A 13837-nucleotide genomic window follows, 5' to 3' on the forward strand; every position below is an offset into this window, starting at 1 on the left:
GCATGGCGCCGGTGACCCGAGCCTCCGGCATCAAACGGGTCGTGCTCGCCCGGAACCGACGGTTGGGTGATGCGCTCTATCCGCAGGCCTTCGCTGCACTCAAGGCCTCTGCCGGGCGCCCGCCCCTACTACGGCCGGCACCGTGCCGGCGGCGCCACCCGCCACATCGTGCTTTGACGAACCGCCTCGTCGGCATTCTCCACGGTTGCCCTGCTCATCACACCACCTACGACGAAGAGACCGCACGGACCGACTCACGGCGCACCGCGGCCGCTTGACAGGTTGGAAGCGTCGGACAGCAACACCTCAGTTGAGGCTGCCCCCGGCGGCCAGGAAGTTGTCGATGGCACGTTGGAGCCGGTCGAGTGCGGCGCCGTACGACGTGAAGTCGCCGGTGCGCTGGGCGTCGCGCAGATCAGCCAGGGCGCTGTTCAGTTCGAGGACGGCAGCGGTGAGCTGCTCCGGGGTCGGCTCTGCGGGCGGCGCGGTGGGTGGCGGCACCGTCGCGCCCTCCTCGGGTGGCGGAGCGGTCGCCGCAGGATCGGGGGGTGGCGGGGTCGCGGCGTCGCCGCCGGGCGCCGTCGCCATCCGGCCCGTCCCCGCACCGAAGACCTGGTCGAGGGCCTCGGCGAGGGTGGGTGCGTATCCGACGCGGACGCCGCCGGCGCTGGGTTCGCGATAGCTGACCAGCACTCGCGACAGTTGCGGGAAGGTCGAACCGTCGGCGGTGCTGGTGAGGCGTTCGGTGTACAGGGGCTCGACGTAGAGCACCCCGCCGTCCGCGATCGGCAGCGTCAGCAGATTGCCGTAGTGGATCCGATTGGACCGCTCGAGCAGGGTGCGTTCGGAGGCCACCCGGGTGTCGGAGATCATCGAATTCTGGGTCTGTTGCGGCCCCTGGGTCTGCGTGTCGGTCGGCAGCTGCAGCACCTCCATCCGGCCGTAGCCGTCCGGGTCGGAGTTCACCGAGATGTAGGCGGAGAGGAACTCGCGGTTGAACCCGACCATCGCGCTGGCGAGACGGAACGACGGTGCCGCGCTCTCCCGGTCACCGACCAGCACGTAGTACGGCGGCTGCGACCCCACGGCCTCGGAGGTCGGGTCGCTGGGGACGGACCAGAACGCGTTGTTGGTGAAGAACTCCCGCGGGTCGTCGACGTGGTACTTGGCGAGCCGGTCCCGTTGAAGACCGAAGAGGTCCTCGGGGTAACGGAAGTGGGAGCGCAGTTCCGGGGTGATCGATTCCGGCGGTTGCACGGCGCCGGGAAAGGCCCCCATCCACGCCGCGAGCACCGGGTCGTCCGTGTCCACCTGGTAGAGGGTGACGGTGCCGTCGTAGGCGTCCACGGTGGCCTTGACCGAGTTCCTGATGTAGGAGACGGGCTCACCCGGAAGCAGCCGGCCGGTATCGCTGACGTGGGCGTCGGGCAACGCGCCGGCCTGGGCGTACGGGTAGTGCGCCAGGGTGGTGTACCCGTCGACGATCCAGACGATCCGTCCGTCCACGACCGCCGGGTACGGATTGCCGTCGGTGCGGAGCCACGGCGCGACCCGTTCCACGCGGGTCTTCGGATCGCGATCGAAGATGATCTTCGAGTCCGCTCCGATGGCGCCGGAGAACAGGATGTTGCGCTCGCCGTACCGGACCGCGAACGCCAGCCGGTTGATCCAGCTTCCGATCGGCACGCCCCCGCTGCCGGTGTAGGTGTACTGCGAGGTATCCGTGTCGTACTCGCGCGGCGCCGCACCGGCGGACCCGCCGACAATCGCGTAGTCCGGGTCCGACGCCGCGATCAGCTCGCCGAAGTAGATGCGCGGCTGCTCGACCGGGATCAGTTGCCGACCGGAGGCCTGGGAAGCGATGTCACTGACCGTGTAGATGGGGTATCCACTGTCGCTGCCGCTTCCGGCCGCGGCTGCGTCCCGGACGGCGGCGTTGACCCGGTTCGCCGGCGCCGCCACGAATCCGTTGCCGTGGGTGTAGACGGTGTGCCGGTTGATCCATTGGGTCTGATTGCCGCTCAGGCTCTTCGGGGACAGTTCCCGGGCGGCGACAATGTAGTCGCCGACCTCCCCGTCGATGGTGTACCGGTCGATGTCCAGTTGCGGAGTGAAACCGTAGAAGTTCTTCAGCTGCTGTTGCTGGGTGAAGGTCCTCGAGAGCACGTTCGGGTCCAGCAGCCGGGCGTTGGCGATCGTGGTGACGTCGGCCGGGATCTCGCGCGGCGGCCGGGTTCCGACCCCGGGATAGTCGAGGTACTCGACGCGATCGGCCTCGATCCCGTACGCCTGCCTGGTCGCGGCGATGTTGCGCTCGATGTACGGGCTCTCGCGATCGGCCGCGTTCGGGCGCACCGAGAACTGCTCCGTGAGGGCCGGGAAGATCCCGCCGACGACGATCGACGACAGGACCAGCAGCGCGGTTGCCATCAACGGCACCCGCAGGTCGTCCAGCAGGATCGAAGCGAAGAACGCTGCCGCGCACAGCACGGCGATCGCCACGAGGATCAGGCGAGCCGGCAGCACCGCGTTGATGTCGGTGAATCCGGCCCCGGTGAACGTCGGTTCCTTCCGGCCGCTCCACAGCAGCTGGTAGCGGTCGAACCAGTACGCGACCGCCTTGAGCGCGACGAAACTCCCGGCGAGCACGGCGATCTGGATTCGGGCGGCGCGCGTCGTCGCACCCGCCGCGCCGGTGGCACCACGACGGTCCCCGGCGCCGGCTGCGAACGGCAGCCGTAGTCCCCCGAAAAGGTAGTGGGTGGCCGTGCAGAGCACGAGTGCCAGGAACAGCGCGAGGAACGCCCATGTCAGCACGAGCCGGTAGAACGGCAGGTCGAAGACGTAGAACCCGACGTCGTACCCGAACTGCGCGTCGACGCTACCGAATGATCCGCCGTGGAGGAACAGCTGCACTCTGGCCCACTGACTCTGTGCGCTCAGGCCGAAGAACAGTCCCAGCAGCAACGGGATACCGATCGCGAACAGTTTCGGGCGCCTCAGCACCACGATCCGGTACCGCTCGATCGGATCGTCCGGGCCGACGGCAAACAACGGTCGCGCTCGGTACGCCCACGCCGTCACCCCGAAGAGCAGACCGGTCACCACCAGCGTGACCGCGGCGAACAGCACCAACCGGGTCACGATGATGGTGCCCCACACTTCCCGGTAGCCGACCTCTCCGAACCAGAGCCAATCGGTGTACACCGCGATCAGCCGGGGTCCGGCGATCAGCAGAGCGAAGAGGACCAGAAGGGCGACGATCGCCCGACGCGCCCGGCGCGGCAGCAACCGCCCTGGTTCGGAGGGATGCACGTCCACCTCCGATCGCCCGCATACACCGCGGCGGCCGGTGGACGGGGCCGGGTCCACACGATGCGGCCGCGATGTCCGTCCACCCATTCTAGGTGGGGGACATCACTCCGCCCAGGGAATCGCCGACCGGCGCCGATTCCTCCCGCACAGAACTGGGTCGTGCAGGCCCCGCCGGGTTCAGTGCTGGTAGACGTCCGGGATCCCGTCCTGGTCCTCGTCGAGAGACTCGAGCTCCGCGATCCTGCGGTAGGCGCGGTTCCGGGAGCGGAGCACCACCGACGCGGCGAGCGCCGCGGTGAGGGAGCCGACGAGGACCGCAACCTTCACGTGGTCGGCCGCGACGGTGCCGGCGCCGTAGGCGAGGTCTCCGATCAGCAGGGAGACGGTGAAGCCGATGCCGCCGAGCAGCGCGACGCCGAGCACGTCCAGCCAGCTCAGTCCCTCGTCCAGGTGGGCGCGGGTGAACCGGGCCATCAGGTAGGTGACGCCGAAGATCCCGACGACCTTGCCGAGCACGAGGCCCGCGACGACACCGACCGAGATCGGATCGCGGAGCGCCTCACCCAGGCCGTCGAGGCCACCGATCGTCACGCCGGCGGCGAAGAACGCAAAGATCGGGACGGCGACCCCGGCCGACAGCGGCCGGAGCCGATGCTCGAACTGCTCGGCCATGGCCTCCGTGCCGGTGCGCGTCCTGCGGGCGACGGGCACGGTGAAACCGAGCAGGACGCCGGCCACGGTGGCGTGGACACCGGATTCGTGGACCAGGAACCACGTGAGCACCGCCAGCGGCACCAGGAGCCACCAGGCCCGGATGCCGCGCTGCACCGCCACGGCGAACGCGAGCAGCGGGAGCATCGCGAGCCCGAGATACGCCAGGTCGAGCTCATCGGTGTAGAACACCGCGATCACGGTGACGGCGAGCAGGTCGTCGACGACGGCGAGCGTGAGCAGGAAGGTGCGCAGGGCCGCCGGGAGATGCGTCCCGATGACGGCCAGGATGGCCACGGCGAAGGCGATGTCGGTGGCGGTGGGCACCGCCCATCCGGTCAGCGCGTCCGCTCCGCCGCGCAGGTTCACCGCGACGAACACCGCCGCGGGTACCGCCATCCCTCCCACCGCTGCGGTGATCGGCACGGCGGCGCGCCGCAGGTCCCGCAGGTCGCCGGCGACGAACTCACGCTTGAGTTCCAGGCCGACGACGAAGAAGAAGATGGCCAGCAGACCGTCGGCCGCCCACGTCCCGAGTGACAGGTCCAGGTGCAGCGCGGACGGCCCCACCGTGGTGTCGCGGAGGCTGTGGTAGGCGTCGGACCACGGGGTGTTGGCCCAGACCAGGGCCGCGAGCGCGCCGATGAGCAGCAGGACACCACCGACGGTCTCCTTGCGGAGAATCTCGGCCACCCGCTTGGATTCCTCCCACGATCCACGGGAGAGCAACGGCAGGCGGGCGAAGGGTGTCGTCATCGAATGTCCTCGGATGTCGGGCAGCAGTCGTCGTCTGCCGACCAGACTTCCCGGCGCACCGGTTCCACCGTATCCCACCCGGCGCGCGGATCCGAGCCGAGGCAGCCGGGCGGCCCCGTCAGGGCGACGGATCAGGGTGACGGATAGGTGCTGATCGAGACCAGCGTCCCGTCCCCGCCCGAGGACACCGAGATGGAGGCGCCCTTCCCCGGCTTCCTGATCGTGAGACTCGTGCTGTAGGGAGTGACGCTCTCGGAGACCGTCTGCCAGCCCTCCCGGTCCACGAAGTCGAGGTAGAAGGTGCTGACCTGCTCGATCGGGTCGGACGTCGTCAGGACGGCCGAGCCGATCGCCCGGCTGACGAGCGTCGACGGCTGATAGGCCGGGATTCCATCCGTCGTCTCGGTGCCCTGTGCCTCGGTGCCCTGCGTCTCGGTACCCGCCGGCTCGGACTCGGCCGTGCCGGTCGGCGGGGCCGTTTCCCGGGCTGCCTCGGTGGTCGTCTGCGCCGACTCGCTCGGGTACGAGTCGTCGGTGCCGCATCCGACGACCGCGAGTGCCACTACCAGCGCCGCCGCGGCAGCCGGTACGACTCTCCTCGATGTTCGCATGTGCGTCCTCCTCCGCCGTTCCCACTGTGCACGGTCGGCAGGGATCGCGGGACGGATTCACCGCTTCGACGGCCGCGGAGGACGGCCGAAGTCAGGCTCGCCGTGCGCCCCGTGGCGGCGGCTGGCACCGGGGGCAGCTGAACGACGAGCGGTTCATGAATTTCTCCCGCCGCACCGGCGTCCCGCACCGTGGGCACGGCAGGTTCTCCTGGCCGTAGACGTTCAGCGACCGGTCGAAGTATCCGGACTCGCCGTTGACGTTGACATAGAGGGCATCGAACGAGGTACCGCCCTGGGCGAGCGCCTCGCCCATCACGTCGCGGGCCGCGTCGAGCAGCCACCGCAGGGTCGGCCCCCCGAGCCGGTCGGCCGCGCGGTTGCCGTGCACGCCGGCCCGCCACAGCGATTCGTCGGCGTAGATGTTGCCGATGCCGGACACGACGGTCTGGTCGAGGAGGACGCGCTTGATCTCGGTGTGCTTGCCGCGCAGCACCTTCACCACGGCGGCCGCGTCGAACGCCGGATCCAGGGGGTCGCGGGCGATGTGCGCGACGGGCTCCGGCAGGACGGCACCGTCGACCTCGACGAGCGGGGCGAGGGCCCAGCCTCCGAAGGTGCGCTGGTCCACGAACCGCAGGTCGGCGCCGTTGTCGAGAACGGCGCGGATGCGCAGGTGTTTCTCGTCCGGCACCGCCGGCGGCTGGACCAGCATCTGCCCGCTCATCCCGAGATGGACGACCAGTGCGACGTCGGCGGGCCCCAAGACGAGCCACAGGTATTTGCCGCGGCGCTGGACGGCAGCCACGGTCTGCCCGGTCAGCCGCAGCGCGAGATCCCGCGGGCCGGGTTCGTGACGGCGTACCGCACGCGGGTGCAGCACCTGGACGGACTCGATGGTGGCGCCGCGGACGTGCGCGTCGAGGCCGCGGCGGACGACCTCGACCTCGGGCAGTTCGGGCACGTCGGGTCAGCTCTGGTCGGCGGCGGCACCGGTGGGGGTGGCGTCGCTGTCGGACAGGCTCTGCCAGGCCGCGGCGGCGGCCTTCTGCTCGGCTTCCTTCTTCGTCCGACCCATGCCGACACCGCGGGCGTCGCCCGCGACGATCACGGTCGCGGTGAATTCCTTGTCGTGGTCCGGGCCGGTGGCGGTGATCTCGTACGCCGGCACGCCGACGCCTCGTTCCGCGGTCAGCTCCTGCAGGCTCGTCTTCCAGTCGAGACCGGCGCCGAGCCGCGGACCCCGCTCGAGGAGTTCGGCGAACAGGCGCAGCACAACGGTGCGTGCGACGTCGATACCGTGCTGCAGGTGGACGGCGCCGAGCAGCGACTCCATGCCGTCCGCGAGAATGCTGGGCTTGTCGCGGCCACCGGTGAGTTCCTCACCTTTGCCGAGCAGCAGGTGCGGCCCGAGGCCGCCGTCACCGAGAGACCGCGCGACCTCGGCGAGGGCGTGCATGTTCACCACCGACGCCCGGATCTTCGCGAGTTCACCCTCGGACTTGTCCGGATGCGACAGGTACAGCTTCTCGGTCACGGTGAGGCCGAGGACGGCGTCGCCGAGGAACTCGAGACGCTCGTTGGTCGGCAGGCCACCGTTCTCGTACGCGTAGGAGCGGTGCGTGAGCGCAAGCGTCAGCAGCTCCGGATCCACATCGACACCGAGGGCGGCGAGAAGGGACGCGTGTTCCCCTTCGCCGCCCTCGGATGCGGTGGTCGAATCGCTCGTCACGATGTCTCAGAATTCGAGAACTAGACGGCAGCGGTCACCTGACGGCCGTTGTAGGTGCCGCAGGACGGGCACGCCACGTGCGGCAGCTTCTTCTCGCCGCAGCCGCGGTTCGGGCAGGTGACGAGCGTCGGCGCAGTGGTGTTCCACTGGCTCCGCCGCGACCGGGTGTTCGAACGCGACATTCTGCGCTTGGGGACGGCCACGTCTACTTCTCCTCGTTGTTCTTGCTGTCGGATGCACTGCTGGGTTCTTCGGAGCCTGCGCCGAAAGCGGCTGCCAACCCAGCCCAGCGAGGATCCATTCTCTCATGCCCGTGCCCGGATTCCGCAATCGCCAGGCGAATGCCGCATTCGGGGCACAGTCCCGCACAGTCGTCACTACACAACGGCCGCAGCGGAAGCTCCAGTCCGACGGTGTCGACGATGACCGGCTCGAGGTCGATCGTGTCGTCCACCAGGCGGTAGACCTCGTCCTCGTCGGTGGTCTGCTCCGTGACGCTGTTCGGGTAGGCGAACAGCTCCGTCAGGTACAGCTCCACCGAGTCCTCGAAGGGCTCGAGGCAGCGCGAGCACTCGCCGACTGTATCGGCACGGACGGTCCCGGTGACGAGGACCCCCTCGGACACCGCTTCCAGCCGGAGATCGAGTTCCACATCCGTGCCTTCCTCGATCGCGATCGAGTCGAGTCCGATCCGCAACGGCGCAGGTACCACCGTGTGGACCGTGCGCATGGAGCCCGGACGGCGTCCGAGCGAGCGTACGTCCAGCACGAGACCCGAATCCCGGTCGGGATGCTGGGGGCTGTGACGGCGGGCAGACACGGGAATGCTACTTCCTCTTTCCAGGTGACGGACGCCGCCCCCACGGGGCGACTGGGCAACCACTCCACGATACGCGACGGACCCGGGCGCGACGAAATCGCCCGGCGCGGGAGCCGGATGCGTCAGCGGCGCCGCTCGGACCGGCGTTCGGCCTCCGTGTAGTCGGGCACACCGGCGCCCGTCCGCAGCTGCTGCCGGCCGCGGCCCACCGACCGCAACGTCGTGCCGAGCACGTCTTCGAACTCGGCGAGCTTGGAATCGACGTACTCGTCGCATTCCGACCGCAGCCGATCCGACTCGGCGTGGGCGGCATCGATGACCCGCGCGGATTCGGCGTGGGCGGCCTGCACGACCTCCGTCTGCGACACCAGACGGGCCTGCTCGGCCTCGCCGTCGGCGACCGACCGCTCGTACGAGGCCTTGCCCGCCTCGATCATGCGGTCGGCCTCCGCCTGCGCGCGGGCCGTCACGGACTCGTACTGCTCCTTGGCGTCGGCGATCGTGTCGTCGGCCTCGGCCTGGGCGTCGCGCAGCAGATCGTCGGCGTGGGCGCGGGCCTCCTGCACCATCCGGTCCGCCTGTGCCTTCGCGTCGGCGAGCATGCGGTCCGCGTCGGCGCGGGCGTTGTCGAGGGTCTCGCGGGCCTCCGCGTCGGCGTCCGCGACGGTCTTGTCGGCCTGGGCCCGCGCGTCGCCGATGAGCTTGTCCCGATGATCCAGGACGTCCTGCGCGTCGTCCAGTTCGGCCGGCAACGCGTCGCGGACGTCGTCGAGCAGGTCCAGTACGTCGCCGCGTGGGACCACGCAGCTCGCGGTCATCGGGACACTGCGTGCTTCCTCGACGATCGCGACCAGCTCGTCGAGTGCCTCGAATACCCGGTACACGCCCCACCCCAATCATCGTCCCGGCGCGGCCGGTGCGACCGCCGCCGGATGCAAGTCTGCCGCAGGTGCCGCCGGAGTCGCGCATCGCGGACCCGGTGTGTCGGCGATCGAACGGGCGGGGTCAGCCTCGGCCGCTGTGCCGGATCAGCGCTTCGCCGCTGTGCCGGATCAGCGCTTCGCCGCTGTGCCGGATCAGCGCTTCGCCGCTGTGCCGGATCAGCGCTTCGCCGCTGTGCCGGATCAGCGCTTCGCCGCTGTGCCGGATCAGCGCTTCGCCGCTGTGCCGGATCAGCGCTTCGCCGCTGTGCCGGATCAGCGCTTCGCCGCTGTGCCGGATCAGCGCTTCGCCGCTGTGCCGGATCAGCGCTTCGCCGCTGTGCCGGATCAGCGCTTCGCCGCTGTGCCGGATCAGCGCTTCGCCGCTGTGCCGGATCAGCGCTTCGCCGCTGTGCGCTCCGCGATCCGCGCGAGCAGCCGCTTGTGCACCGTCGCGGGGAGCATGTCGGCGACGTCGCCGCCGTAGGTGGCGACCTCCTTGACGAGAGAGCTCGACAGGTAGCTGTAGGCCGGGTTGGTCGCGACGAACAGGGTGTCGACGCCGGTGAGCTTGTGGTTCATCTGCGCCATCTGCAGCTCGTAGTCGAAGTCGTTGGCGCCGCGCAGGCCCTTGACGATGGCCGTGATGCCGTGGGCGCGTGCATAGTCCACCAGCAGGCCCTGCCAGGAGTCGACGCGCACGTTGCCCAGGTGGGCAGTGGCTTCGGTGAGCATCTCGATGCGCTCGGGAACCGAGAACATTCCCTGCTTGTTGGGGTTGATCACGACGGTCACCGTCACTTCGTCGAACTGCACGGCAGTCCGAGAGATGACGTCGAGGTGGCCGTTGGTCACGGGGTCGAACGAACCGGGGCAGACCGCACTGCTCATGAGTCCGAACCGTAGCAGGTAGCGATCTCGATCCGGGTCTCGCCGTACTTGCGAACGCGGTCCGGTTCGAGGGCCTGCGGCCACACCGTCTCCGGCGAGCGGGAGGAGCGTTCGAGCACCACCACCGAGCCCTCCCCCACCCAGCCCCCGTCGACGAGGGCGGTGAGCATCGCGGACACCGCCTGCTCGGTCACCGCGTACGGCGGATCGGCGAGCACGAGGTCGTAGACCCGGTCCGGGGCACCGCCGAGCACGGCGGCGACCGGCGCAGCCCGCAGCACCGCCGGCAGACCGAGTTCGGTGATGTTGCGGCGGATCACGGCGGCGGCCTGCGCGTCGGACTCGACGAGCAAGGCGTGGACGGCGCCCCGGGACAGCGCCTCGAGCCCGAGCGCGCCGGAGCCGGCGTACAGGTCCAGCACCGACGCGCCGTCGAGCTCCATCCGGGCCGTGAGCGAACTGAACAGCGCCTCGCGGACCCGCTCCGAGGTGGGCCGGGTCCCGCGGGGCGGCACCTTCAGGCGCCGCCCCCCGGCCCGGCCGGCCACGATCCGGGTCATCGCACCGTCCCGGAGAACCGTCCGATCACTCCGCGCTCTCCTCGGTGGACACGACGACCAGCAGGTCGCCGCCCTCCACCTGGGACACGCCGGCGAGGGCGACGCGGGTGACGGTGCCGCCACGCGGCGCGGTGATCGCGGCCTCCATCTTCATCGCCTCGATGGTGGCGACGGTGTCACCGGCCGCGACGCGGTCGCCCTCGGCGACGAGGAGGGTCACGGCGCCGGCGAACGGCGCGGCGACGTGCCCGGGGTTGTTGCGGTCGGCCTTCTCCGCGGCCGGAACCTCGCTGGCGACGGACTTGTCGCGCACCGAGACCGGGCGCAGCTGCCCGTTGAGGATGCACATCACGGTCCGGAAGCCGCGCTCGTCCGGCTCGGAGATCGCCTCCAGCCCGATCAGCAGCTCGACACCCTTGTCCAGGCGCACCCGGTGTTCCTCACCGCGGCGCAGACCGTAGAAGAACTGGTTGGCGGACAGCTCCGAGGTGTCGCCGTAGCGGTCCCGGTGCTCGAGGAACGCCTGGGTCGGACCGGGGAACAGCAGCCGGTTCAAGGTGGCGCGCCGCTCGCTGGAGGTGTCGTCGAGCGCCTTCTCCTCCTCGGAGGTCAGCGGCACCTCGGGCTTGGGGGCGCCGCGGCCCTCGAGGGCCTTGGAGCGGAACGGCTCGGGCCACCCGCCGGGCGGGGTGCCGAGCTCGCCGCGCAGGAATCCGACCACCGAGTCCGGGATGTCGTAGCGGGCCGGGTCGGCCGCGAACTCGTCGCTGGCGACGCCGGAACCCACCAGGTGCAGGGCGAGGTCACCGACCACCTTCGACGACGGAGTGACCTTGACCAGCCGGCCGAGCATCCGGTCGGCCGCGGCATACTTGGCCTCGACCTCCTCGAACCGGTCGCCCAGACCCAGCGCGATGGCCTGCTGCCGCAGGTTCGACAGCTGCCCGCCGGGGATCTCGTGGGTGTACACCCGGCCCGTCGGGGCGGGCAGGCCCGATTCGAACGGCGCGTACACCTTGCGCAGCGCCTCCCAGTACGGCTCGAGGTCGCACACGGCCTGCAGGTCCAGACCGGTGTCGTACTCCGAGTGCGCGGCCGCGGCGACGATCGCCGACAGCGCGGGCTGGCTGGTGGTGCCGGCCAGCGCGGCGGAGGCGCCGTCGACGGCGTCGGCGCCGGCCTGCCACGCCGCGAGGTACGTCGCGAGCTGACCACCGGGGGTGTCGTGCGTGTGCACGTGCACCGGCAGGTCGAAGTTGCTGCGCAGCGCCGAGACCAGGGTGGCGGCCGCGGGTGCGCGCAGCAGCCCGGCCATGTCCTTGATCGCCAGCACGTGGGCCCCGGCCTCGACGATCTGCTCCGCCAGGCGCAGGTAGTAGTCGAGGGTGTAGAGCGTCTCGCCGGGATCGGAGAGGTCCCCGGTGTAGGACATCGCGACCTCGGCCAGGGCGGTGCCGGTCTCGCGGACCGCGTCGATCGCCGGCCGCATCTGGTCGACGTTGTTCAGCGCGTCGAAGATGCGGAAGATGTCGATGCCGGTGTCGGTGGCCTCCCGCACGAACGCGCGGGTGACCATCTCCGGGTACGGGGTGTAGCCGACCGTGTTGCGGCCGCGCAGCAGCATCTGCAGGTTGATGTTCGGGATCGCCTCCCGCAGCGCCGCCAGACGCTCCCACGGGTCCTCGTGCAGGAACCGCAGCGCGACGTCGTAGGTGGCGCCGCCCCACGCCTCGATCGACAGCAGCTGCGGGGTCATCCGCGCGACGTGCCCGGCGACGGTGAGCAGATCCTTGCTGCGCACGCGCGTCGCGAGCAGCGACTGGTGCGCGTCGCGGAAGGTGGTGTCGGTGACGGCGAGGGCCTTCTGCTCGCGCAGCGCCTTCGCGAAGCCGTCCGGGCCGAGGGCGAGCAGCCGCTGCCGCGAACCCTCCGGCGGGGCGACGTCGAGGTCGATCTTCGGCAGCTTGTCGTGCGGGTACACCGTCGTCGGGCGCTCGCCGTGCGGCTTGTTCACCGTCACGTCGGCGAGGTACTCGACGATCTTCGTGCCGCGGTCGGCGGAGGTCTTGGCGGTCAGCAGCTGCGGCCGCTCGTCGATGAACGACGTGGTGACGTTCCCGGCCCGGAAGTCCGGGTCGTCGAGCACGGCCTGCAGGAAGGGGATGTTCGTCGACACGCCGCGGATGCGGAACTCGGTGACCGCGCGGCGGGCGCGGGCGACGGCCGTGGGCAGGTCGCGGCCGCGGGCCGTGAGCTTGACCAGCATCGAATCGAAGTGGGCGGAGACCTCGGCGCCGACGGAGGTGCCGCCGTCGAGTCGGATCCCGGCGCCGCCGGGCGTGCGGTACGCGCTGATGCGCCCGGTGTCGGGCCGGAAGCCGTTGGCCGGATCCTCGGTGGTGATGCGGCACTGCAGCGCCGCCCCGCGGATCGCGACCTTGTCCTGCGACAGGCCCAGGTCGGTCAGCGACTCACCGGAGGCGATGCGCATCTGCGCCTGCACGAGGTCGACGTCGGTGATCTCCTCGGTGACCGTGTGCTCGACCTGGATGCGCGGGTTCATCTCGATGAAGACGTGGTTGCCGCGGGAATCGAGGAGGAACTCGACGGTGCCGGCGCAGCTGTAACCGATCTGCTTCGCGAACGCGACGGCGTCCGCGCAGATCCGCTCGCGCAGCTCGGGGGCGAGGTTCGGTGCCGGGGCCAGCTCGATGACCTTCTGGTGGCGGCGCTGCAGCGAGCAGTCCCGCTCGAACAGATGCATCACATTGCCCTGTCCGTCGGCCAGGATCTGCACCTCGATGTGCCGGGGATCGACCACCGCCTGCTCGAGGAACACCGTGGGATCGCCGAACGCCGCATCCGCCTCCCGGGACGCCGCCTCGATCGCCTCCCGCAGCTGGCCACGCTCGGCCACGCGCCGCATGCCACGCCCGCCGCCGCCGGCGACGGCCTTGACGAAGATCGGGAACTCCATGGACTCGGCAGCCGCGAGCAACTGCTCGAGATCGGCCGACGGCTCCGACGACGCCAGCACCGGCAGACCCGCCGCCTTGGCCGCCGCGATCGCCCGCGCCTTGTTTCCGGTCAGCTCCAGCACGTGCGCCGACGGACCGATGAAGGTGATGCCCTCCGCCGCGCACGCCGCCGCCAGGTCCGGGTTCTCGGACAGGAAACCGTAGCCGGGGTAGACCGCGTCGGCGCCGGCCTTCTTCGCGGCGGCGACGATCTCCGCCACGGACAGGTACGCACGGACCGGATGTCCCTGCTCCCCGATCTGGTAGGCCTCGTCGGCCTTGAGCCGGTGCAGGGAATTGCGGTCCTCGTACGGAAACACCGCGACGGTCCCGGCACCCAGTTCATAGGCGGCGCGGAACGCGCGGATCGCGATCTCGCCTCGGTTGGCGACAAGCACTTTGGAGAACATTGGACGACGGTACCGCGACGTAACACTCCGTTCGGCGTCCGCATCCCAGATCGTGGGACGGATGCACGTCTTTGTCCGACTGAAACGATGCAGGTCG

At 70.2% G+C, this 13837-nt stretch carries 12 protein-coding genes; 1 reads left to right on the forward strand and 11 read right to left on the reverse strand.

What is annotated here, in order from left to right; genetic code table 11:
- Positions 1-306: 306 nt before the first annotated feature.
- From OCS65_RS17705 to OCS65_RS17740, 8 genes are all read right to left on the reverse strand, one after another.
- On the reverse strand, positions 307-3321 hold the full coding sequence (locus tag OCS65_RS17705) for a UPF0182 family protein (RefSeq protein WP_263507380.1): 3015 nt from the start codon (positions 3319-3321) through the stop codon (positions 307-309).
- Positions 3322-3492: 171 nt separating this feature from the next.
- A complete protein-coding gene (nhaA, locus tag OCS65_RS17710; protein ID WP_037201635.1) occupies positions 3493-4719 on the reverse strand; it encodes a Na+/H+ antiporter NhaA in 1227 nt (408 codons plus the stop codon).
- A 194-nt stretch (positions 4720-4913) separates the two neighbouring features.
- Positions 4914-5393 carry a hypothetical protein gene (locus OCS65_RS17715; protein WP_185712700.1) on the reverse strand — a complete coding sequence of 160 codons (480 nt, stop codon included), beginning with the start codon at positions 5391-5393 and terminating at the stop codon, positions 4914-4916.
- A gap of 91 nt (positions 5394-5484) precedes the next feature.
- Entirely contained in the window at positions 5485-6354 is an 870-nt protein-coding gene (gene mutM / locus OCS65_RS17720) for a bifunctional DNA-formamidopyrimidine glycosylase/DNA-(apurinic or apyrimidinic site) lyase (protein WP_185712699.1), read from the reverse strand.
- Positions 6355-6360: 6 nt separating this feature from the next.
- Entirely contained in the window at positions 6361-7122 is a 762-nt protein-coding gene (gene rnc / locus OCS65_RS17725) for a ribonuclease III (RefSeq protein WP_072635061.1), read from the reverse strand.
- Between the two features lie 20 nt (positions 7123-7142).
- Positions 7143-7325, reverse strand: coding sequence for a 50S ribosomal protein L32 (gene rpmF, locus OCS65_RS17730; RefSeq protein WP_003939052.1), 183 nt, complete (start codon positions 7323-7325; stop codon positions 7143-7145).
- A gap of 2 nt (positions 7326-7327) precedes the next feature.
- Positions 7328-7942, reverse strand: coding sequence for a YceD family protein (locus OCS65_RS17735; RefSeq protein WP_006933624.1), 615 nt, complete (start codon positions 7940-7942; stop codon positions 7328-7330).
- Positions 7943-8064: 122 nt separating this feature from the next.
- Complete coding sequence (locus OCS65_RS17740) at positions 8065-8826, reverse strand: DivIVA domain-containing protein (RefSeq protein ID WP_006933622.1); 762 nt, start codon at positions 8824-8826, stop codon at positions 8065-8067.
- 97 nt (positions 8827-8923) lie between these two features.
- Here OCS65_RS17740 and OCS65_RS17745 point away from each other — a divergent pair, with 97 nt between their 5' ends.
- Positions 8924-9349: a hypothetical protein gene (locus OCS65_RS17745; RefSeq protein WP_263507381.1), complete on the forward strand. Its 426-nt coding sequence runs from the start codon at positions 8924-8926 to the stop codon at positions 9347-9349.
- Here OCS65_RS17745 and coaD read toward each other — a convergent pair.
- From coaD to OCS65_RS17760, 3 genes are read right to left on the reverse strand one after another with little or no spacing between them, the layout of a single operon-like run.
- On the reverse strand, positions 9259-9753 hold the full coding sequence (gene coaD / locus OCS65_RS17750) for a pantetheine-phosphate adenylyltransferase (protein ID WP_006938042.1): 495 nt from the start codon (positions 9751-9753) through the stop codon (positions 9259-9261). The genes OCS65_RS17745 and coaD overlap by 91 nt on opposite strands.
- Positions 9750-10436, reverse strand: coding sequence for a 16S rRNA (guanine(966)-N(2))-methyltransferase RsmD (gene rsmD, locus OCS65_RS17755; protein ID WP_255326740.1), 687 nt, complete (start codon positions 10434-10436; stop codon positions 9750-9752). Before rsmD ends, coaD begins: the two co-directional genes overlap by 4 nt.
- Complete coding sequence (locus OCS65_RS17760; protein WP_006938037.1) at positions 10339-13740, reverse strand: pyruvate carboxylase; 3402 nt, start codon at positions 13738-13740, stop codon at positions 10339-10341. The genes rsmD and OCS65_RS17760 overlap by 98 nt, the downstream gene beginning before the upstream one ends.
- Positions 13741-13837 lie beyond the last annotated feature (97 nt).

Origin of the sequence: Rhodococcus aetherivorans (assembly GCF_025722975.1) — a bacterium.
Taxonomy (GTDB): Bacteria; Actinomycetota; Actinomycetes; order Mycobacteriales; family Mycobacteriaceae; genus Rhodococcus; species Rhodococcus aetherivorans.

What these genes read in the sequence shown, in the direction of transcription:
- OCS65_RS17715 (WP_185712700.1), bottom strand. Translation starts at nt 5,393, where the DNA reads ATGCGAACATCGAGGAGAGTCGTACCGGCTGCCGCGGCGGCGCTGGTA.
- coaD (WP_006938042.1), bottom strand. Translation starts at nt 9,753, where the DNA reads ATGAGCAGTGCGGTCTGCCCCGGTTCGTTCGACCCCGTGACCAACGGC.
- OCS65_RS17760 (WP_006938037.1), bottom strand. Translation starts at nt 13,740, where the DNA reads ATGTTCTCCAAAGTGCTTGTCGCCAACCGAGGCGAGATCGCGATCCGC.